At 28.9% G+C, this 21,263-nt stretch carries 17 protein-coding genes and 2 rRNA genes; 9 read left to right on the top strand and 10 right to left on the bottom strand.

The annotated features are described in order from the left end of the window. Positions 1-164 precede the first annotated feature (164 nt). The 10 genes from BINT_RS02650 to BINT_RS02605 all read right to left on the bottom strand — a co-directional run bounded on the left by BINT_RS02650 (position 165) and on the right by BINT_RS02605 (position 11,356). Positions 165-1,526 carry an MATE family efflux transporter gene (locus tag BINT_RS02650; RefSeq protein ID WP_014487012.1) on the bottom strand — a complete coding sequence of 454 codons (1,362 nt, stop codon included), beginning with the start codon at positions 1,524-1,526 and terminating at the stop codon, positions 165-167. A 542-nt stretch (positions 1,527-2,068) separates the two neighbouring features. Beyond that, positions 2,069-2,323 carry a hypothetical protein gene (locus BINT_RS02645; RefSeq protein WP_041177196.1) on the bottom strand — a complete coding sequence of 85 codons (255 nt, stop codon included), beginning with the start codon at positions 2,321-2,323 and terminating at the stop codon, positions 2,069-2,071. Between the two features lie 32 nt (positions 2,324-2,355). Continuing rightward, positions 2,356-3,357: a restriction endonuclease gene (locus tag BINT_RS02640; RefSeq protein WP_014487011.1), complete on the bottom strand. Its 1,002-nt coding sequence runs from the start codon at positions 3,355-3,357 to the stop codon at positions 2,356-2,358. Between the two features lie 151 nt (positions 3,358-3,508). Beyond that, on the bottom strand, positions 3,509-3,973 hold the full coding sequence (locus BINT_RS02635; RefSeq protein ID WP_041177195.1) for a hypothetical protein: 465 nt from the start codon (positions 3,971-3,973) through the stop codon (positions 3,509-3,511). A gap of 533 nt (positions 3,974-4,506) precedes the next feature. Next, positions 4,507-5,214 carry a hypothetical protein gene (locus tag BINT_RS02630; protein WP_014487009.1) on the bottom strand — a complete coding sequence of 236 codons (708 nt, stop codon included), beginning with the start codon at positions 5,212-5,214 and terminating at the stop codon, positions 4,507-4,509. A gap of 981 nt (positions 5,215-6,195) precedes the next feature. Continuing rightward, positions 6,196-6,930, bottom strand: a complete 735-nt coding sequence (locus tag BINT_RS02625) for a Bax inhibitor-1/YccA family protein (RefSeq protein WP_014487008.1) — start codon at positions 6,928-6,930, stop codon at positions 6,196-6,198. Positions 6,931-7,068: 138 nt separating this feature from the next. After that, complete coding sequence (locus tag BINT_RS02620) at positions 7,069-7,368, bottom strand: hypothetical protein (RefSeq protein WP_041177194.1); 300 nt, start codon at positions 7,366-7,368, stop codon at positions 7,069-7,071. A gap of 463 nt (positions 7,369-7,831) precedes the next feature. Beyond that, entirely contained in the window at positions 7,832-8,053 is a 222-nt protein-coding gene (locus BINT_RS02615; RefSeq protein ID WP_014487007.1) for a hypothetical protein, read from the bottom strand. 81 nt (positions 8,054-8,134) lie between these two features. Then, positions 8,135-8,251, bottom strand: a 5S ribosomal RNA gene (gene rrf, locus BINT_RS02610). A 115-nt stretch (positions 8,252-8,366) separates the two neighbouring features. Beyond that, positions 8,367-11,356: ribosomal RNA gene (locus tag BINT_RS02605) — 23S ribosomal RNA — on the bottom strand. 668 nt (positions 11,357-12,024) lie between these two features. Between BINT_RS02605 and BINT_RS02600 the strand changes: the two genes are divergently transcribed. The 9 genes from BINT_RS02600 (at position 12,025) to mreD (ending at position 21,261) form a co-directional block, all read left to right on the top strand. After that, entirely contained in the window at positions 12,025-14,532 is a 2,508-nt protein-coding gene (locus BINT_RS02600) for a hypothetical protein (RefSeq protein ID WP_014487006.1), read from the top strand. A gap of 1,107 nt (positions 14,533-15,639) precedes the next feature. Then, on the top strand, positions 15,640-16,107 hold the full coding sequence (locus tag BINT_RS02595) for a chemotaxis protein CheX (protein WP_014487005.1): 468 nt from the start codon (positions 15,640-15,642) through the stop codon (positions 16,105-16,107). Between the two features lie 6 nt (positions 16,108-16,113). Further along, the gene (locus BINT_RS02590) at positions 16,114-16,533 is read left to right on the top strand and encodes a response regulator (protein WP_014487004.1); all 420 of its coding nucleotides are present in this window, start codon (positions 16,114-16,116) and stop codon (positions 16,531-16,533) included. A 34-nt stretch (positions 16,534-16,567) separates the two neighbouring features. Next, positions 16,568-17,383, top strand: coding sequence for a CheR family methyltransferase (locus BINT_RS02585; RefSeq protein ID WP_014487003.1), 816 nt, complete (start codon positions 16,568-16,570; stop codon positions 17,381-17,383). Positions 17,384-17,394: 11 nt separating this feature from the next. Further along, positions 17,395-17,799, top strand: a complete 405-nt coding sequence (locus tag BINT_RS02580) for a bactofilin family protein (protein WP_014487002.1) — start codon at positions 17,395-17,397, stop codon at positions 17,797-17,799. A gap of 29 nt (positions 17,800-17,828) precedes the next feature. Next, positions 17,829-18,767: a tetratricopeptide repeat protein gene (locus BINT_RS02575; RefSeq protein WP_014487001.1), complete on the top strand. Its 939-nt coding sequence runs from the start codon at positions 17,829-17,831 to the stop codon at positions 18,765-18,767. A 3-nt stretch (positions 18,768-18,770) separates the two neighbouring features. Continuing rightward, positions 18,771-19,796 (top strand): rod shape-determining protein, encoded by a 1,026-nt coding sequence (locus BINT_RS02570; protein WP_041177193.1) that lies wholly within the window; start codon positions 18,771-18,773, stop codon positions 19,794-19,796. 59 nt (positions 19,797-19,855) lie between these two features. Continuing rightward, positions 19,856-20,725 carry a rod shape-determining protein MreC gene (mreC, locus tag BINT_RS02565; protein WP_083818259.1) on the top strand — a complete coding sequence of 290 codons (870 nt, stop codon included), beginning with the start codon at positions 19,856-19,858 and terminating at the stop codon, positions 20,723-20,725. After that, positions 20,722-21,261, top strand: coding sequence for a rod shape-determining protein MreD (gene mreD, locus BINT_RS02560; RefSeq protein WP_014486998.1), 540 nt, complete (start codon positions 20,722-20,724; stop codon positions 21,259-21,261). The genes mreC and mreD overlap by 4 nt, the downstream gene beginning before the upstream one ends. Positions 21,262-21,263: the final 2 nt, after the last annotated feature.

Genomic DNA, 21,263 nt, shown 5'->3' with positions numbered 1-21,263 from the left:
TATTTTATTTTTTTAATGAAAATTTTAATGAATAATTATAATATTTTTATTTTTAATATAAAGATATTATATGTAAAAAATACCGAAAACATATTATATATTATTTACAAACAAAACACTTTCGTAAATAAAAACAAAAATTATTGTTGTATTAATAAAAATATTTACAGAGTAATATTTGAATTCTTTTGCCATTTGTTGGATTTTAAATAATACATACTAAAGAAAGTATTGATTATATAGCATATACCCATAGAAAGCCATATACCAACAAGTCCAAAATTAGGAGATAAAGCATAAGCTAAAATCGTTCTCAAAATTAAAGTAGTAGATGTTGTAAAAGCCATTATAACTATAGTTTTTCCTGCTCCGTTTATAATACCATTACATACAAACATCACAGAATAAAAAATAAATATTGGCATTATAGTATAAATATAGCTTCTTGCATATTCAAAAACTTGAGTATCTTTTGTAAACATTCTTATAAGTAAATAAGGATTAGTTATTGAAAATATACTCATAATAGAAGAAATTATAATTCCTATAACGATTCCGCTTTTTAGAATTTCTTTTACTCTCTCTAATTTTTTAGCTCCAATATTCTGTGCCGACATTGTCATAACAGCATTTCCCAAAGCTCCCATAGGCATTATAAAAAGTGATTCTACTCTATTAACTATTGCAACTGTTGCACTTGCTGCCTCTCCGAAACTGCTTATAAGTCTTGTAATTACTAACCATCCGAAAGCTACTATAAACTGATTGAATGAAATAGGTATTCCTAATTTAAGTATTTTTTTAGTCATATTCAAATCGAATGTAAATACAAAAGGATTTATTTTTATAAAGCTGTTTTTTATTCTAAGATATGTTGTACTTATAAATACAGAAGTAAATTGAGAAATTACTGTAGCAATAGCTGCACCTTGAAGTCCCATTGCAGGTATTATCCAAAAACCTTTTATAAGTATAGGATCCAATATTATATTAATTATAGATGATACAATCAAAAATATTAATGGTCTTACAGTATCGCCTACTGCTCTTAATATAGAAGAAATAAAAAAGTAAGTATAAGCAAAAGGCATACCCAAAATAGATATTCTTAAATATATTAATGCCATATCCATAGCATTTTCAGGAGTTTTCATCATTACTAATATATTTCTTGAGAATATAAGCATTAAAGCCCCAACAGTAACTAATATTATAACTCCCAAAGTGGTAGATACTTTTATAACATGGCTTACAGTGTCATAATCTTTAGCTCCATAATACTGCGAAACTATAACTCCATTAGCCATATTAATACCGAAAGCAAAAGAACCCATTATAAGCATTATTGGAAAACTTACTGCAACTGCCGAAAGTCCAAGAGGCCCTATAATATTACCTATCCAAATACTATCTACTATATTATATACAACATTAAGCATATTCGACAATAGTATTGGTATAAGCAATTTTAATAATGTGGGAACAACTTTTGCTTCTGTAAGATCTGTCCCTATATGATTAGCCATTTATATTTTTAACACCTATTATTTAATTAAACTTATCATCATATTATAAACCAAATAATAATTAATTGAATAGTAAAAACAAAATTATTTTTTATATTGAAAGTCATTTTTTATTAAACGCATGGTAAACAGATTGTTTATTTAATTTAAATTATATTATTACATCAACTAGTATAAAAAATGCATTCAGCGTGCGGTGTAAACATTAGAAATTTAAATAACGCTTGGGTGGGTTTTATAATATCATAATTGGCTTTAAAGAAATATAATATATAAATACAAAATTTAATTTATAAATATAAAGGGCGGGCAAATGTAATTAAATTTTAAAACTTTTATTACATACCCCACCCTTTAATATTTATAGTTTATTTTTGAAATTTTAATTTAAATTTATTTTTTAATTAAATTAGAAAATAAAGCGCCCACCCAAGTTTAGATTAGATTTAAAAATTTATTCAACGCACGATTAATTTTATTTTCTTTAATAATTAAAAATAAAACAAAACTTAATTTTTTTTTAGTTTTAATCACCGTGCGAATCATAAAGCAGGCGAATGCTTTCCCTTGTTAGGACCATTAGGATGCTTTAGACAATAACCATTTACTAACGACTGTAAAGATTTATTTTTAGCACCGCAGTACTTGCAAAAATATTCTGACTTTTCACCGCCTTCGTAAAGTTTATGCTTACCCTTGTTTGGACCGTTCGGGTGCTTTAGACAATAACCACTAGTTAGTGAAGCTATTGAAGAATATTTAGCACCGCAATATTCACAGTAAAAATTTTGAGCCATAAAAAGCCTCCTTTAATTTTGTTATATTTTAATTATATATTACCTTCCAAAGAAGATATACCTGCTTTAATCAACATTTCTGAAAATGTTTTACCATTTATTAATAATATGTTATTATCAATAGCTAAATTTTTAGCCTCATCTGAAAAATCATCACAGCTGGATATTACCCAACCTATATGTGAATATCCATCTTCATTTGATGATTTATACTCTAAAAAATTTTTAATTTGTTCTATAGCCCATTGATCTGTATAATCTGTATGAAATTTTGCTTGAACATGTATTATTGTTCTTATTAAATCAAAAGATGCCTGTATATCACAATCTCCATTTGGATTATCTATTTTGGAAGGTCTTTCTATATTATCAGCACCACATTGTTTAAAATATAAACCTATTAATCTTTCAAATTTATCTGGATTCAATCTATTCCTTACTAAATCAAAAATATTTTTAGAACAAGTGTTTAAAATGTCATAAGTTAAATTAATAGGTCTATTATTATTTATATTTTCTAATAATTCATTTATAGTTTCTGCAATATCATTACAAGAAATATTAGTACCTCTATAATGCATTTTTCTTGTAAGTTCGGCATTTGCATATTCAGCTCTTTTTATATTTGTATATACAGGTTTTACTTTCCAAAAAAAATCCAATTTTTGATAATCTTCAGTATTTATAAATGGTTTAAGTACTGATTTTAATTCTTTATCATTTTTACCAATAAAATTATCACCTATTATTTCATATATAGAAAATAAACCTCCAAATTGAGGTACTATAATATAATCACCTTTTTTAAAACCATGTATAAATCTCCATAAATGATGTATCCATTTTGGACATTCACCCCATATATTTTCTACATAAGATTTAAACTCGCCATAATAATCTCCATTTTCAACTATTTTATATAATTCTTCACTAAATAACATTTCATATCCTGTTGAAAGATAACCTTTTTCCAATATAGGATATGAACATTCATAACCATGTGATATTCTGTGTAAAAAATAATTTCTTTCCATAAGAATCTCCTTTAATTTTGATTATGATTTAATTATAAAATATGGCTGCGACAAAATTTGTCATAATTTTTGATTTTTTATTTTTTTTTGCAAAAATAAAGGCTTTACTCAAAAAACTTAGAGTAAAGCCTTTTTAATAAAAATATCATTATTATTTTTTAATATTACAAACAAAATGTTTATTTAATGTTTCTCCAGTTGGATCATCACCATTTTTTGTAATGTTTAAAGTTACATAAGAAGCATCATCAGAAAATGTTAAGGTACCTACAATTGAATCAGGATTTTGTTTACTGTCTGGAATAGAAAAATTATAATCTGTACCTGAACCTGTTACAGAAAAATAATTTCCTGTATCAAATATTGGTGAAGTGTTATTATCTTCATTTGGTTTAATTGCAACTTTACTATCTTTTACTGATATCCATACATAACCTAGTTGATTATTTATTTGTATTTTTGATGATACATAAGTATTACCATTATACTGTTCTATGCCTTTTGTTGTTGTGGCGGAACCATCACTAGATCCTGTTTTATCCTTATTAGAGCAGCTTATTGATAACATACTTACAAAAAATAGGCTCAAAAAGATTGTTAAAAATTTTTTACCCATAGTAAAACTCCTGAATTTTTTATTTAAATATTTTTTTATATTTAAAAATATAGAATAGTTTTGAAATATATTTTGATTTTATTATACTATATGATGATTAAAATTAAAATATACCTAAACAACTATATTTTGTCAAAAATTATTTTTTTAAATTTTAAATATCTGTAGGGCTTTGCCCCGCACCCCAGTTCTTTTGTTGGCACATACGAAGTACACCTGCGGCGAGAACCAAAAAGACTGCATTTTTAGTCTAAATTTAGGTTATATTCTATATTTAATAAGTATTTTTCAAATATAAAGTTCTAGCAATTGCGTTTTCGCGAAGCGTGCCTGAGGCAGCTACTTTTTTATGCGGCAAAAAGTAGATAATATCTATATAAAGTGCATCAGTTGACAAACTTAAAAATTTTCAGTATATATTAGAGTACAAAATTCCAATATATAAATTATAAAATTATTTTTTAACATAAAAAATAAAAGGCTTCACCTGAAAACTTCAAGCAAAGCCATTTAATTAAATATATGATTGATTATTATTGTTTTATATTACAAACTATATCTTGACCTACAATACTAGGCATCACTGTATTTTTTGTAAATCTCATTGTTACAGAAGAACCATCTGGAGCAAATTTTAAAGTACCTTGAACTTGATCTGGCGTTCCTTGAGGATCAGGAGTAGAAAAAGTATAATCAGTGCCATAACCTGTTACAGTAAAATAACTATCTAAACTGAATCCAGGGGCATAAGTATTGTTATCATTAATATTCATAGCAAATTTGCTATCTTTCACAGATGCCCATAGATATCTTGCACCTAATTCAGGAACATTAAAACTTTTTTCTGACGCATAAGTCTTACCGTTGAATTGTTCTATGCTTTGTGGAGTTTTAGTATATGTAACATTTTGTCCATTAATATTGACAGTTGCATTATTTACATCTTTAAATGTTATTGTAATCTCACTACCATAAATTTTTACTTTATAACTAGGATCAGTAGACTCTAATACTTCACCTTTATTTCCACGAGTGCTATTGTATTCGTATATATTACCATTTATATCTATTTCTACAGCATCGGGGTTATCTGATGACGACCATATACCAGCATATTTTGTGTTTATAGTTTTTGGTGTAGTTGTATCTCCTGCACCTGTTTTGTCAGCATTGGAACAGCTTACTGATAAAATGCCTACTAAAAATAGGCTTAAAAAGATTGTTAATAATTTTTTGTTCATAGTTAGAACTCCTTTTTTAAATTTTTATTCTAAACATTTTCATGTTTATTTGCTTATTCAATTTTGTTATAACTTAATTATGCACTATCAATGAGACAAAATTTGTCATAATTTTTTAAGTTTTTATGTATTTAATATTTTTACACCAAAAAACTAACTATTATTTTAAATGCGTTTTTAAATTTAAATACGAATTTAAATTTATTTTTAAATTTATTATACTATATATTATTTTAAATTAAAATCAATATAAATTTATATTTTATTAATATATAATTATCAACATTTTAAAGAAATTATAATATTAGTATTATTTTTTATAAACAGTAATATTAGAACAATAAAAGTTTTAATGATTTTTAATATTAGTCTATAATAAGACTATATTTCTCCTTACAATAGAAAGGTTTTGAAGCGTTTAAAAAAATAATTATGTTTCAGTACTATTATTAGAGTTTTTATTCTCACCCATATAATAGGCTTTCAAGCGTTTGCAGTTATTAGTACGATACAGGACTTTTATTTTCTCTTCAATAACAAGGATTTGAAGCGTTTACAAAATTAACCTATAAAAGAAAAATAAATAAGTTAGAGATAATACCATAAAACAATTATATAATAATATTCAAACTGAATATAAAAATAATATGTGCTTTTGCAACTTTGACGAAGTCCACCTTCGCTCTGCGTGACTTCAGCAATGTGTGAACTAAAATTATGGTATTACATTATATTTTATAGATATTTTGAAAATTTTAAGCTATAGTATGTGCGTTTTTTGCTACTTTTTTGTGCGACAAAAAAGTAGATAACATTTATATAAAATGAATCAGTTAACAAAGTTAAAAATTTTCAGAATATTATAGGAATTTATTCTTACATTCAATAATAATATTTGAAGCGTTTTGAAAATTATAATGCAAATAAAAAAGGCATACATAAATTAATATGCATGCCTTAATTTCCTTAATTATATTAATTTTAATCTCTGCTTCTTGTTTTGGCTAAAAGTTTTAATATCTCTAAATAAAGCCATACCAAAGTAACAAGAAGTCCGAAAGCAGCGTACCATTCAAAGTATTTAGGCATATTATACTGCTCACCTTTCTCCATAAAATCAAAATCCAAAAGCAAATTAAATGAAGCAATAAGAACAACTACAATACTTATTCCAATGCTTAAAGGACTTGAACCATATAAGAAAGGAATTCTAGCACCAAAGAATGACATTATAAAATTAGCTAAATATACAAGACCTATACATAATGTAGATACAGTTATTACACTTCTTAATTTTTCAGTTACTCTTATTATTCTAAATCTATATAATACTAACATTATAAATAAATCTAAAAATGTAAGAAATACTGCTTGTACAACAATACCGTCATAAGCAGCATTAAAAACATAAGAAACAGCACCTATAGCAACACCTTCAAGTATAGCATAAAGTATAGAAAACACTTTAGCCAATTCTTTTTTGAAAGTCATTATTAAAGCTAAAACAAAAGCAGCTATAGATGATCCTAAAGCAGCAGGATAAAGAAGACCAGGATTTGCAGCTAAAACAAAAAACACACTTACCATAGCTGAAAGTATTAGTACTAATGTAAGTATTATTGATTTGTTAATTGCTCCATTAACAGTCATTGTGTTTTCATTTTCATAACTTGAAGCATAATTAAATGCCTTATCTGATAAAACAGGATTTGCCATAATTTTAAACCTCCAAAATTGTTTTTATTTAATTTACTATTATATATTAAGTTAATAAAAATACTAGTCTAAAGTATAACTAATTAATTTAAATAAAGTAATATTATTATTTTGATAAGTTGTTATATAATCATAAAATTAAATTGGTTTATTTTCTTCATCTTCTGCTATTTTCTTAACAATAAACACCCCAATTAAAGTTAAAACAAGTAATATAAGCTTATGGACAATTGCAGTTATTAACTGGGTAATTATAAATGCTATTAAAAAAGAAACTGCATATTTAGAAAAAGTATTTGAAAGAAAAGAAGCATTTTCTAATTTAAAATGATAAATAATAAAAGTTAGAGGTAGAGCAATTATAATAGTAAATATAGAAACTGATATTGTAGAAGCCGACCTGATTTTTCTATTTACTTTTTTATTTTCTTTTTCCATTTTTCAAAAATCCAAAAAATTGTTTAATTTAGTTGTTTTTATTATAATAATTTAAATAAAATACCTATATAAAGTATATATAACTAATTATTTTAAATAAAGTAATATTTGTAGTTATATAATGAAATATAATACTAAATTATTGGTTAGTTAAAAAATACAGAAATCTTTTAAAAATATATATTTAGAAAAAATATTTTCTAATCTATCACAATAATTCTTTATTTAATTGTAATCAGAATGATTTGGTATAATAGAATCAATGCCGCAATAAGGACAAATAGCAGTTAAATCATTTTCATCTTCAATCAAATCAGTTATAAATTTAGGACTAAAAATACTTAAACAATAAAAACAACCTCAAATATTTTCTTTCATTAATAATTTCTTATGATTAGAAGAAAATTTGTGTATTTTTAATAGTTCTTCAATCGTCATTTTTAATAAACAAATTCTTAATCTTTCATTTTTTATTTATAACTTTTATTAAAACAACACATACTAGTATAGCAATAATAAAAGGCACAGCAAAAATAAAAGAAACAGTAGGAGAAGCAGAAGCACCATCAAATTTAACAGCATAATACATATAACCATAATTGAAAGCAACTACAGTAACCATCATATAAGAAAATAAATATGCTATAATTTTAATAGTTTTTATAATTCTTTCTTTATTATTCATTTATAAATCTCTAAATATTAAAAGTTTAAATATAAAAAATCCCAACAGAAATCAATCTATTGGGATAAATATATAATATATACCCGGCAACGTTCTACTCTCCCGTAAAGCTACCCTTACAGTACCATCGACGATGAAAGGCTTAACTGCCGTGTTCGGAATGGGAACGGGTGTATCACTTTCTCTGTGGTCACCGAAATAATATTAGCAAATTAAAAGAACAATTTTTAATCTCTTTGCCAGATATATAAGAGCGTAGATGTCTCATTCTACTCTTTATTATAATTTCCTTATTTAAGAAGAAAACGATAATATGGTCAAGTCATTGGTCTGATTAGTGCTGCTCAGCTGAACAGGTATTTCTTCCCTGCTTACACTTGCAGTCTATCAACGTCGTAGTCTCCAACGAAACTCATAGGGAAAGTTAATCTTGAAGGAGGCTTCCCACTTAGATGCTTTCAGCGGTTATCCCGTCCGCACATAGCTACTCTGCGATGCTCTTGGCAGAACAACAGATACACCAGCGGTGCGTTCATTCCGGTCCTCTCGTACTAAGAATGACTCTTCTCAACTTTCCAACGCCCACAACGGATAGGGACCAAACTGTCTCACGACGTTCTGAACCCAGCTCGCGTACCGCTTTAATTGGCGAACAGCCAAACCCTTGGGACCTGCTCCAGCCCCAGGATGCGATGAGCCGACATCGAGGTGCCAAACCTCCCCGTCGATATGAACTCTTGGGGGAGATAAGCCTGTTATCCCCGGAGTACCTTTTGTCCGTTTAGCGATGGCCCTTCCACTCGGGACCACCGGATCACTAAGACCTACTTTCGTACCTGCTCGAGATGTCTCTCTCGCAGTCAAGCCACCTTATGCCTTTATACTCTACTACCGATTTCTATTCGGTTTGAGGTGACCTTTGCACGCCTCCGTTACTCTTTAGGAGGCGACCGCCCCAGTCAAACTACCCGCCTGACAATGTCCGGCTGCCGGATAACGGCTAACCGTTAGAATCCCATTTTGCGAAGGATGGTATTTCAACGATGGCTCCATGAAAGCTGGCGCTCCCACTTCAAAGCCTCCCATCTATCCTACACATCACAAAACAAAACTCAATGTCAAGTTATAGTAAAGGTTCACGGGGTCTTTCCGTCCTGTTGCGGGTAATCAGCATCTTCACTGATAATTCAATTTCACCGAGTTCTTCCCCGAGACAGTGCCCGGATCGTTACACCATTCGTGCAGGTCGGAACTTACCCGACAAGGAATTTCGCTACCTTAGGACCGTCATAGTTACGGCCGCCGTTTACTGGGGCTTCAATTCGAAGCTTCGCTTACGCTAACCTCTCCTTTTAACCTTCCAGCACTGGGCAGGTGTCAATCCCTATACATCCATTTACATGTTTGCAGAGATCTGTGTTTTTGTTAAACAGTCGGCCAGGCCTTTTCACTGCGACTCTCCTCTCAATATTGCTACCAAGATTCAAGCGTCTCTTTTTCCGAAGTTACAAGACTAATTTGCAGAGTTCCTTAGGGAAGATTATCTCGAGCGCCTTAGAATACTCATCTCACCCACCTGTGTCGGTTTGCGGTACGATTATGACATGCCTAACCTTAGAAATTATTTCTCGACAGCCTAGCTCACGCAACTTCCTGAACCCGAAAGCCCAGTCACTATCCAGCCTCAACCTTAAAGCAACAAGCATTTTACTCATCACAAGTCTAAACTGTTTGACGTTATCTACCAATCTAACGCGTACGCAAACAATCTGTGTCATTCCATCGAAACATATCATAGTACAGGAATATTTACCTGTTTCCCATCGACTACGCTTTTCAGCCTCATCTTAGGGGTCGACTAACCCTAGGCAGATTAGCTTTACCTAGGAAACCTTGGGTTTGCGGCGAACGGGTTTCTCACCCGTTTTCTCGTTACTCATGCCTGCATCCTCACTTCTTATACCTCCAGCCCACCTCACGGTAAACCTTCAACGGCTTAAAGAACGCTCTCCTACCAATTATAGATTAACTCTATAATTCCCTAGCTTCGGTACTATGTTTGAGCCCCGTTACATTTTCGGCGCAAGGACACTCGACCAGTGAGCTGTTACGCACTCTTTAAAGGAATGGCTGCTTCTAAGCCAACCTCCTGGCTGTTTAAGTATTCTCACATCCTTTCCCACTTAACATAGATTTTGGGACCTTAGCTGAGGATCTGGGCTGTTTCCCTTTTGACAATGACGCTTATCCGCCGCTGTCTAACTGCCATGTTCTTAACTTACGGTATTCGGAGTTTAGTTGGGTTTGGTACTCGGTTAGGAGCCCTAGTCCATTTAGTGCTCTACCCCCGCAAGTAAACACATAACGCTGCCCCTAAAGACATTTCGGAGAGAACCAGCTATCTCCAAGTTTGATTAGCCTTTCACTCCTACCCACAAGTCATCCAAAGCCTTTTCACGGCCACTGGTTCGCACCTCCATTCGATGTTACTCGAGTTTCGCGCTGCTCATAGGTAGATCACTTGGCTTCGGGTCGTATAGCACGCAACTAATTTCGCCCTATTAAGGCTCGCTTTCACTACGACTACAAGGCTATTACCTCTTAATCTTGCTACGTACTATAAGTCGCAGGCTCATTCTACAAAAGGCACGCCATCAGGCCATCTACTATTGCTAGCAGGGTACCCTCTGACTACTTGTAAGCTTAAGGTTTCAGGTTCTATTTAATAACCCTCAACGGGAGACTTTTCACCTTTCCCTCACGGTACTCTACACTATTGGTCACTGGTTAGTATTTTGCCTTGGATAGTGGTCTACCCAGATTCAAACAGGGTTTCACGTGCCCCGCCCTACTCAGGAACGATAAAACCTTGTCTATATGATTTCGTGTACGGGACTATCACCCACTATGGTCTGCTTTTCCAAAACAGTTCTACTATCATATAAAGCAAAGTCGATGCATGTAAGTACATCACTTACCGCCCTACAACACCATAATAACAACGTCTTACAACTTGACATTATTAAGGTTTAGGCTCTTCCCCTTTCGCTCGCCACTACTTAGGGAATCTCAATTTTGATTACTCTTCCTCCAGGTACTTAGATGTTTCAGTTCCCTGGGTGTCGCCTCATACACCTATGGATTCAGTGTATGATATAGAAGGTTTACTTCTATAGGTTTTCCCATTCGGTGATCTACGGATCATAGAATATTTGCTTCTCCCCGTAGCTTATCGCAGCTTGTCACGACCTTCATCGCCTTCCAGTGCCTAGGCATCCACCTTAAGCCCTTACTTACTTGACCATATTATCCTTTTCTTCTTTTATATAGAAGCCAAAGCTAATATATCAAATTGAATGAGACTTTTAGCTAATTAAAGCTGTTTCTTATCTAATTCTTTAGTAACGCTCCGCTTAATTGTTTCTACTCTAAGACACACAATCTAATTGTGTTTTCTTTATCTAGTGAAGATTTTTATAATCGCTGATTTCCGTTTTTAATGTTGGAAAAAACTTTCTAAAAATCTACGCTCTCATATATCTGTCAAAGATCTTAAGTTTTTCATTTTCAGTTGGTGTTTCGTTTCTTTCGTTTTGTTTTTTGTTTCTCATCAACTGTTTTATTATTATAGCATACAGTCAGAAAAACGCAATACTTGAAAAGCCTTATTTCGACTAAAAAACGCAAATATTTTTAAAATAATCACTTATATCATACATTTAATACAAAAAATAACTTAGAAAAATTGAAAAGCTATAAAAAGCCTTTTTTGAGGGGCAATTTTTTTCAAAATTTCAGGAATTTCGCTGAAATTTTGGGTGAATTTTGGAAATTTTTTATTAAAAAATGAATTTACAAGAGAAATTAGGAATTTTTTTATTAAAAATTCAAATAACTAGCATATTTTAGAAAAATAATATATAATTTTTTTTAAAATTACTAATAAACATTTGAAAAGAGAGTTATTAATTATGAGTGTAAACATTGAAGAAAATGGAAATTTAAAATTAAATGCTGGAAATATTGTTTTTTATGAGGGAGAAAACGTAAAAAACATATCAATAGTTACAAAAGGAGAAATAGATGTTTATATTTCTTCTAAAGAAATTTTAGGTATAGAAGATGAAAATGAAGTTATGAGATATAGCTGCAGATTATTTTCAATTCCTAAAAATATTATGCTTGGTATTGGAAGTTATAAATCTAATTCTAAATACATGTTTTCTTTTAAAGCAAAAGAAAATACTGAAATATATGCTGTGAAAACACCAAATCAAGAGTATGTAAAAAGTTTTTTTAAAGTTAATAAACCATATCTTACAAGTATGTATCATTCTATAGCATATATGATACTTAAATCCTATGAAGAATATATAAAAATAAAAAAAATAAACTCTGATATAAAAATATTATCTTCAAATCTTGCTGTTATATATTTCAATTTGCAGCAAAACAAATCAAAAAATATAAAATCAGAAATTTTTAAAGGATATAAAGAAATTTATGATGATTCTATAAACTCTGGTTTTAATTTCCCTGCATCTTTTGATGTAGATTTCATAAGAGCAGATCACTCTGAAATATATATGCATAATAAAAATCAATTAATAGAAAATACAGAAAAATTGGAATTTGAAATTGACTATGTAAGAAGATTTTTAACTATGCCTAAAGAAATTAAAAATCAGTTCTTCACTTATGATGAGAATATGAGTTTAGATGCTTCTCATATGTTATACGAAAATTTAAAAAAGATATCATCACTATTAAAAAATGAAATAGTTGAAGCTATAGAAAACATATTATTTTTATCTTCAAATGAAGATGAATCTTTATTTGGCGAGTATGCTAAAACTGCTCTTGATTTAGACAAACAAGGTAAAGATAATGAAGTATGGGTTAAATATATAAAATTCATGTCTAATATAATAAAAGATGTGTACAATAAAATTAAAACTGAATATGATTATGATCTTCACATAGATTCTGATGAAATAGATTCGATATTAAGAAGAGTATCTGCAAACTCAATTACTTCATCTGATGACAATATTATTGCTGGAATAGATGATATTGATAATATAAAAGTTAAATTGGGATTTGAAGAATTACCTGAAGAAGTAAAAAATCCTACTAAAAAATTAATAGAAATGTCTGGAATTGATGAAACTAAAGCTAAAAATTTCATGAAATCTTTACAGGCATTTAGAAAATTAAGAGATAAATTCAGCACTGATGATGATGTAAGAAAAATAAGAAGAGGCGTTTCAAGTGTATTCTTTGAAATATATAAAGAAATTGCGAAAAGAGCCATAATAAACGGAGATAATAATAAACTTGTAAAAATGTTTTTAAACTTCGGATATATGGACGATCAGCTTCTTACTCCTAATCAAATAATGGATCTTTATGAAATAAAAGATAAAAGCAAAACCAAAAGAATCAATGTGTTTTATATAGACGAATGGCTTCAAAAAATTTATGATAAAGAAGAGCCGCCTTCTGTTAATGGATTCGGTCAGGATTATAGAGAAGCTTTGAGAGAATTAAAAAAACGCGGTACTATCAATGATAAAGAATTAGAGGAGCATTGGGAAAGCTCATCAAAAAGACTTGAATATGAAGTTGACAACATGATTGAAACTACTCATAGATTATGTTACGGACAAGTTAGTGTATATTTCCCTATACTTCACAAAGATATGATAACTAAAGACTTTGAAAGAGCGCTAATAAGAAGAGATTTCATGGAAAAATCTATAAAAGAGATAACTGATATAGATTTTTCAGCATTCTACAGAGAGGTTTTATATAAAAATAAAGAGTTAAACATAGAAAAAGAATTGGTTATGCAGGAAGTATTGCCTAATATAATACTTATGCCTACATTTGGTTCAAGAGCTATAATGTGGGAAGAACTTTCAACAAGACAAAAAAATAGTACAGGAAGATTCTTATTCCCTATATTTACTTCTGAAGAAATAGATACTTTACTCATACCTACTATAGGTGCATTCAGATGGGAATTATGTAAAACTATGCTTGGACCTGCTTGGAATGATATTACTCAAATGTCAATTACTTCTGAGTACAGCGATTATGTTCAATTCTACAGAAAAAATAGAAACCTTTCAGATGAAGCTAAAGAAAAATTGAAAGTTCAAATTAAAAAATGCAGAAACAATTTGAGAGAAGTCTTTGTAACAGATTATAACTTATGGATAAGATATGAAAGCAAAGGTATTATGAGACTTAACAGAGTTGCAAGAGGAATATTATATAGACAAGTACCATTTTCTAAAAGCATAAGAGTTGAACTTGAAAAACAGCCTATGTATACAGAAATAGCTAACAGATTCAAAAACATAAGAAATAAAAAAGCTACTGAATTAGAAAACAGATATTTCAAATTCACAAAATCAGGAAATCCTCTTCCACCTGAATTACAGCATCATATAGATTTCTACAAAAATATGTAAAAATTCAGACTGTAAAAAATATTACTAAAAAATAAAGGGCTTGAATAAATTATTTTTTCAAAGCCCTTTTTTATTAAAATAATCAAGTAATTAAAAATATTAATATTATCTATTATAAAATGTTATAGCTTATTGCTAAAAATATAATTTAATATTTTAAACTGTCATAATAATTTTTATATCATTACAATTTTTTATTAATTATAAAATATATACAAAAAATAATAAGCATTTAATAATTATACTACGATGATTTGTATTAAATTTATAAAAACAAATAGCTTAAAAACTTAAAATTGACAACAAACAATTAGACAAAAATAAATACAATGAAAAACAAAATACGATCATTACTTACAAAAACAAACAAATGATATTATTATTCATTTTCATCACTTATAAATAATTTAAATTATATATTTTTATGATTTAATTTTTTATATATTCTATAAGTCATTTATACAAAATATAATACTAAAATACAAAACTTTATTATACCGTATAGCAGTATCAATATTTTAGATTTTATATGATTAAATTTAGAAATTTAACGAGAACAACTCTTATAAAAACAAAAATTACAAAAAAATGATGTACAAAAAGCATAAAAAGACAAAGTAAAATATAAAATTATTATTATTAATATTCCATAAATATGATTAGTTATTATAATTACCAGACAATTTATTATTTAATTTTCTAAAATCAAAAGAAGTTATAAATCAATATTTTTTATTATCATTGTATTAAAAAATATTTTATATTAAAACCCATTTTTTAAAAGTCAATAAAACTAATTATAAAATAAGTGTCATATTATATTAAATAATTATAAAATTTTTATTAATATTTTATATACAAATTTTATTTGAAAATATTTAACTGACATATAAATTTCATAGTATTTAACAACCAATATACAATTATGCAGTTATATATATAAACAAGTAATATAAATTATATCAAAAAATATAAAATATTTTCAAGCAAATTATTTTTTTTTCGATATTTATAGAAGCATAATGCTATATTTTACAACTATACTTGCAATAAAATTCATATATTGTTAAAATAAACGTAAGTAATTAGTATGTAAAGAGTGTTATAATGAGACTTGACTATATAAGACCATTTACAGATGCGTCAAACGAAATATTGCAAAATTATATTAAAGACGGTATCAAAATCGGCGATATAACTTTAAAAGGTGATTTTGTAAATGCTTCGGGTATTATAGCTATAGTAGCATTATCAAAAGATATAGTAGGTCATTTCATAATAGATATGGAATTGGAAACTGCCAAAAAAATCGTTTCTATTATGAATGATAGAGAAATAAAAGATATTGATAAGTTATCATTATCTACTATACAGGAGCTTGTTAATTTAATAGCAGGTCTTTCTGTAACAAAATTAGAAACAGACGGCTATGATGTTGATATATCTCCGCCTGTTATTATGAAAAGCAAAAATTTGGAAGTTTCGATAAGCGATTCGGAATTTCTGCATATAAAACTAGATACCTCTATTGGCGATTTTAATATATTAGTTGCCGTAGAATCAGAAAAGGAGTAAAGAAATATGTCTGACATTAATACAAAAGAAGCTGATGGTATAAATGAATTTGGAAAACCATACAAAGTTCTAATCGTAGATGACTCTGCATTTGTTGTTAAACAATTACAGCAAATCTTTGTATCAGAACAATACAATGTAGTCGGCACAGCAGAAAACGGAGAAGAAGGCGTACTTATGTATAAAGAATACAAGCCAGACTTAGTAACTATGGATATTACAATGCCTAAAATGGATGGTATTACTGCATTGACTAAAATAATAGAATACGATAAAAATGCTAAAGTTGTTATGGTTAGTGCTTTAGGTAAAGAAGATATGGTAAAAAAAGCACTTCTAGCTGGTGCTAAAAACTACATTACTAAACCTTTAGACAGAAAAAAAGTTCTTGAACGTATAAAAATGGTTCTTGCAAAAAAACAATAATAATTTATTGCCTACTTACTTGGAATAATTTATTTTGAACGAGATAAAATTAACCGAACAACAATTTAATCTGTTTAAAGATTTTGTATATAGAGAAAGCGGTATATGTTTTAATGTTATCAATAAAATTATTTTAGAGTCAAGAATAGCTTCTTCTATGAAAGAAAGAAATTTAGAAGTAGTAGAAGATTATTATAAACTTGTTTCTTCAGACAAAGAAGAACTAAAAAAATTTTTAGATAACATTACTACAAATCTTACTAAATTTTTCAGGAATGAGCCAAACTTTAAACTATTAAAAAATTATGTTCTGCCAAAAATAATGAAATATAAAAAACCCGGCGAACAAATAAGAATTTGGAGTGCAGGCTGTTCTACTGGAGAAGAGCCCTACTCTATAGCAATAACTTGTTTGGAAACACCCGGGATAAAAGATAGAGATATAAAAATATTTGCTAGTGATTTATCTCTCAATTCTTTGGTAGCTGCCAAAGAAGGAAGGTATGAGGAACATAAGGTAGAAAATGTTCCAAAAGAATATTTAAAAAAATATTTTGATAAATTAGCTTCCGGAGAGTACTCTATAAAAAATGATATAAAAAAATTAATAACTTTTGATTATCATAATTTGAGACATAGAGGAAGTCAGTCAAATATGGACGTTATTTTTTGTAGGAATGTTCTTATATATTTTGATAATGAATCTGTTAAACTTACAGTTAATAGATTTTACGATATACTAAATGAACATGGATTTTTATTTATAGGACATAGTGAATCATTATTCGGACTAGATACAAAATTTAAATTTAACAATATAGATAATTCCATAGTATATACTAAAAATTAGGAGTTTTATTAATGTTTTCAAAAAGAAATGATAATACAGAATCTAATTCTATTATAGGTGAAGGTTCCTTCTTTAAAGGAGAATTTACATTAAACGGTACTTTAAGAATAGACGGACGTTATGAAGGTGAAAAATTAGAAGTAGATAATGTTTTTGTAGGTGCCACAGGAAAAGTAAAATCAAATATAAAAACTGTTTCCGCTGTTATAGAAGGAATAATTATTGGAAATATAGAGGCTAAAAACAGAGTAATGCTTATGCCTACAAGCAGAGTACTTGGAGAGATAAGAACTCCTGAATTAATAATACAAAATGGTGTTATATTAGAGGGTTTATGTATAGTATCTCAAGATCCTCTTACTAATCCAAAAGAAACCATTTTAGAATTATATAATAATGGTAATATGGATAATTAAAATTAATTTACGGATTACATTAAATAATAATGCCTTACCTATATAATGTTGAAAAAAAGATTAGCATACATATTATAGTAATAACTTTAATTGCTGCAGTAACTCTAATTGGAGTTGCATATTTATTTACTTCAAACTATATAGAAAAAAAAAGATTAAAATCTATATATGACTATATGATATCAGAAGATTATAATAATGCTTCATTTTTATTTAATGATCTATACAGTAAAAGACCTTTAAATAAAAATATATTAATAACAGGCATAGATTTATACTATGATATACTTATAAGATCCGATAAAAAAGAAATAATTGTAAATGCAAGTGAAAATATCATAAGATATGCTAATCAATTATTATTATCTTTCAAATTCATAAAAAATAAAAATATCATACATCAAAGATTAGCTTATAGTTATCAAAGATTAGGTTCAGCATATTATATTGATTCATACAATTCATATATACAAGCAATAAATGAAGGCGATAACAGAACTTCAACTACTATAGAATTATCTAAAATTTGTTATGAAATAGGATTATTCAAAGATGCTGTAAAATATTTAGAAGATGCCATTGACAGAGAATTAAAAGAGAACAGCGATAAATTTATAAATATGGAATTATATTATGAGCTTGCCAATGCCTATGAGGGGGATAAAGATTATACAAAAGCTATACAAATATTATCCTCTATGGAAAGCTTTAACAATAATACTATGCTTGAATCAAGAACCTATTTTAAATTAGGGAATTTATATTACAGACAAGGATTATATAAAGAAAGTGAATTTTTTTACAAAAAGGCATTAGAGATAGATGAAAAAAATCCTGATTTATATTATAGTATAGGGACATTATATTTAGATACTAAAAGAAGAAATGAAGCTATAAAAATGTTTAGAGAAGCTATAAAAATAGATAATTCGTATAAGCCCGCTAGGGATACTTTAAGGAGATTGTAATAAATGTTTAACTGGTTATATAATATGTTCTCAAGCGATATGGGAATAGATTTAGGAACTGCTAATACTCTTGTATATGTAAAGGGAGAAGGTATTGTTTTGGCTGAGCCATCAGTTGTGGCTATAGAAAAAAGCACAGGAAATGTTATAGCAGTTGGAAATGAAGCTAAGCAAATGTTAGGTAAAGTACCTAATTCTATAGCAGCAATAAGACCTATGAGAGATGGAGTTATTGCTGACTTTGAAACTGTTGAAAAGATGATAAGATACTTTATTAATAAAGTACATAATAAAAGAACTTTAGTAAAACCTAGAATAGCTATAGGTATACCTACTGGAATTACAGAGGTAGAAAGAAGAGCCGTAAGAGAAAGCTGCGAACAGGCAGGAGCTAGAACTATATTCTTAATTGAACAGGCAAGAGCTGCAGCTATTGGTGCTGATATGCCTATTAATGAACCTCATGGTAATATGATTATAGAGATAGGCGGAGGTACTACAGAGGTAGCTGTTCTTTCACTTGGAAGTATGGTAAGAAGTGCTTCTATACGTGTAGGCGGTGATGAACTTGACGATGCTATTATCAAATATATGCAAAGAACTCATAACCTATATATCGGTGAAAAAACTGCTGAAGAAATTAAAATCAATATCGGTCATGCTTATAAAGGCGATATATCAAAAACTATGGACATAAGAGGAAGGGACTCTGTATCAGGACTTCCTAAAACTCTTACAATAAACAGTGCTGAAATTAAAGATGCCATAGCTGATATATTAATAGAAATTTTGGAAGCTGTAAAATCTGTACTCAATCAAACACCTCCGGAAATTTCTGCTGATATAGTAGAACGCGGTATTGTTATGAGTGGCGGTACTTCAATGCTTCCTGGTTTTACTGATTTGATATCTATGGAAACAGGAGTTCCTGTAATTCTTGCTGAAAGTCCTCTTACTTGCGTTGCTATAGGATGCGGAAAGTTTATAGAAGAGACTAGAAATTTGAAAAATTACAGAAGATACTCTTAATCGGAAAAATAATAAAAATTTTATTAATATAGCCGATATTCATACACGTGAAGCTTTTTATAAAACATAAATTATTAACATTATATATTCTGCTTAATCTTGTAGCAGGAATGCTAATGGTGCTAAATAGAAGTAATTTTGTATTTAATTTACAGTCTATTTATGCACTTGGAGTATACCCTATTCAAAGTGCAACAAAAAGTGTATCAAGAGCTTTTGTATACCTTTACACTAGCATAACAGATATATTTACACTTCAAAGTCAGGTGCAGGTATTAAGAGATAGAATAGCTGAATTAAGCGGTGCCGCATTAGAATATGAGCAATTAAGTGCTGAAAATGAAAGACTTAGAGCATTATTAAATGAAGCTCCTACCGATGAATACCCTTTAGAATATGCTGAAATAGTTTCTAAGGACCCTCAAAACTTCTACACTACCATTGTTATAAATAAAGGAAGTGCACATGGTATAGTAGTTGGAATGCCTGTTATATCTTATCAAAACGGATATAAAGGATTAGTGGGAAAAGTAGTTGAAGTAAGAAGATACAACAGCAGAATATTATCTCTAGTTGACCAAAGATCTCAAATATCTGTAATGCTTGAAAGCTCAAGAACTACAGGAATAATGGTTGGACAAAGCCCTAAATCTACACAAACACATTTGCAGTATATAGATTTACAAATGGACGTTGAAGAAGGCGAAAGAGTTGTTACAAGCGGTATGGGAGGAGTATTTCCTAAAGGTATATTGGTAGGTACTATATTCAAAGTTGAAAAGAAAAACTATGGACTTTTCCATGATTTATATGTAGAGCCTGCTGTAAACTTCTCCACTTTAGAGAATGTTTATGTAATAAAAAAGATACCGGATCAGGAAATCATTATGCTTGCTAATGAAGAAGATGATAACGGAGAGGCAAAATGAAAAGAATAGTAACAGTAATCATTACAACTCTTATTTTACTTCTTATACAATCATCTCCTGCTTATGATTTAATAAGAGTAGCATTAGGTGCTAAACCTGATTTGCTTTTAATTTTTTTAACATTCATAGCATTTAGATACGGTTCATTTGATGGAATAATATATGGCTTTATCATAGGACTTTTACAGGATATTGTATCAAGCGGAACATTTGGTTCTTATGCTATAATATTTCTTAATATTGGTTTCTTTGTGGGTTTTTTCAATACAAGAATATTTATAAAGCAAATTGCTGCTGGAATATTTGTAACTTTAGTAGGCTATTTAATAAAAATCGTAGCATTATTTTTGGTAACTTCTATATATTCAGATCTTTCAAATGTTGCCGTATTGATAAGATCAGAATTGCTTGTTGGGCTTCCTCTTACAGTTATACTATCTTCACCAGCATTCATATTATTTGAAAAAGTTGCTCCTTTAATTTACGATAAACAAAAAATACATGTAGATGACAGCACTAAGGAATATACTGAATAAAA

Origin of the sequence: Brachyspira intermedia PWS/A (assembly GCF_000223215.1) — a bacterium.
Taxonomy (GTDB): domain Bacteria; phylum Spirochaetota; class Brachyspiria; order Brachyspirales; family Brachyspiraceae; genus Brachyspira; species Brachyspira intermedia.
This window is presented reverse-complemented; position numbering and strand designations above follow the sequence as displayed.

Excerpts from the sequence above, each read along its gene's own strand:
- BINT_RS02620 (WP_041177194.1), bottom strand. The coding sequence starts at position 7,368 with ATGGAAAAAGAAAATAAAAAAGTAAATAGAAAAATCAGGTCGGCTTCT.
- BINT_RS02580 (WP_014487002.1), top strand. The coding sequence starts at position 17,395 with ATGTTTTCAAAAAGAAATGATAATACAGAATCTAATTCTATTATAGGT.
- BINT_RS02650 (WP_014487012.1), bottom strand. The coding sequence starts at position 1,526 with ATGGCTAATCATATAGGGACAGATCTTACAGAAGCAAAAGTTGTTCCC.
- BINT_RS02600 (WP_014487006.1), top strand. The coding sequence starts at position 12,025 with ATGAGTGTAAACATTGAAGAAAATGGAAATTTAAAATTAAATGCTGGA.
- BINT_RS02645 (WP_041177196.1), bottom strand. The coding sequence starts at position 2,323 with ATGGCTCAAAATTTTTACTGTGAATATTGCGGTGCTAAATATTCTTCA.
- mreD (WP_014486998.1), top strand. The coding sequence starts at position 20,722 with ATGAAAAGAATAGTAACAGTAATCATTACAACTCTTATTTTACTTCTT.
- BINT_RS02575 (WP_014487001.1), top strand. The coding sequence starts at position 17,829 with ATGCCTTACCTATATAATGTTGAAAAAAAGATTAGCATACATATTATA.
- BINT_RS02630 (WP_014487009.1), bottom strand. The coding sequence starts at position 5,214 with ATGAACAAAAAATTATTAACAATCTTTTTAAGCCTATTTTTAGTAGGC.
- BINT_RS02615 (WP_014487007.1), bottom strand. The coding sequence starts at position 8,053 with ATGAATAATAAAGAAAGAATTATAAAAACTATTAAAATTATAGCATAT.
- BINT_RS02590 (WP_014487004.1), top strand. The coding sequence starts at position 16,114 with ATGTCTGACATTAATACAAAAGAAGCTGATGGTATAAATGAATTTGGA.
- BINT_RS02570 (WP_041177193.1), top strand. The coding sequence starts at position 18,771 with ATGTTTAACTGGTTATATAATATGTTCTCAAGCGATATGGGAATAGAT.
- BINT_RS02635 (WP_041177195.1), bottom strand. The coding sequence starts at position 3,973 with ATGGGTAAAAAATTTTTAACAATCTTTTTGAGCCTATTTTTTGTAAGT.
- BINT_RS02640 (WP_014487011.1), bottom strand. The coding sequence starts at position 3,357 with ATGGAAAGAAATTATTTTTTACACAGAATATCACATGGTTATGAATGT.
- BINT_RS02595 (WP_014487005.1), top strand. The coding sequence starts at position 15,640 with ATGAGACTTGACTATATAAGACCATTTACAGATGCGTCAAACGAAATA.
- BINT_RS02625 (WP_014487008.1), bottom strand. The coding sequence starts at position 6,930 with ATGGCAAATCCTGTTTTATCAGATAAGGCATTTAATTATGCTTCAAGT.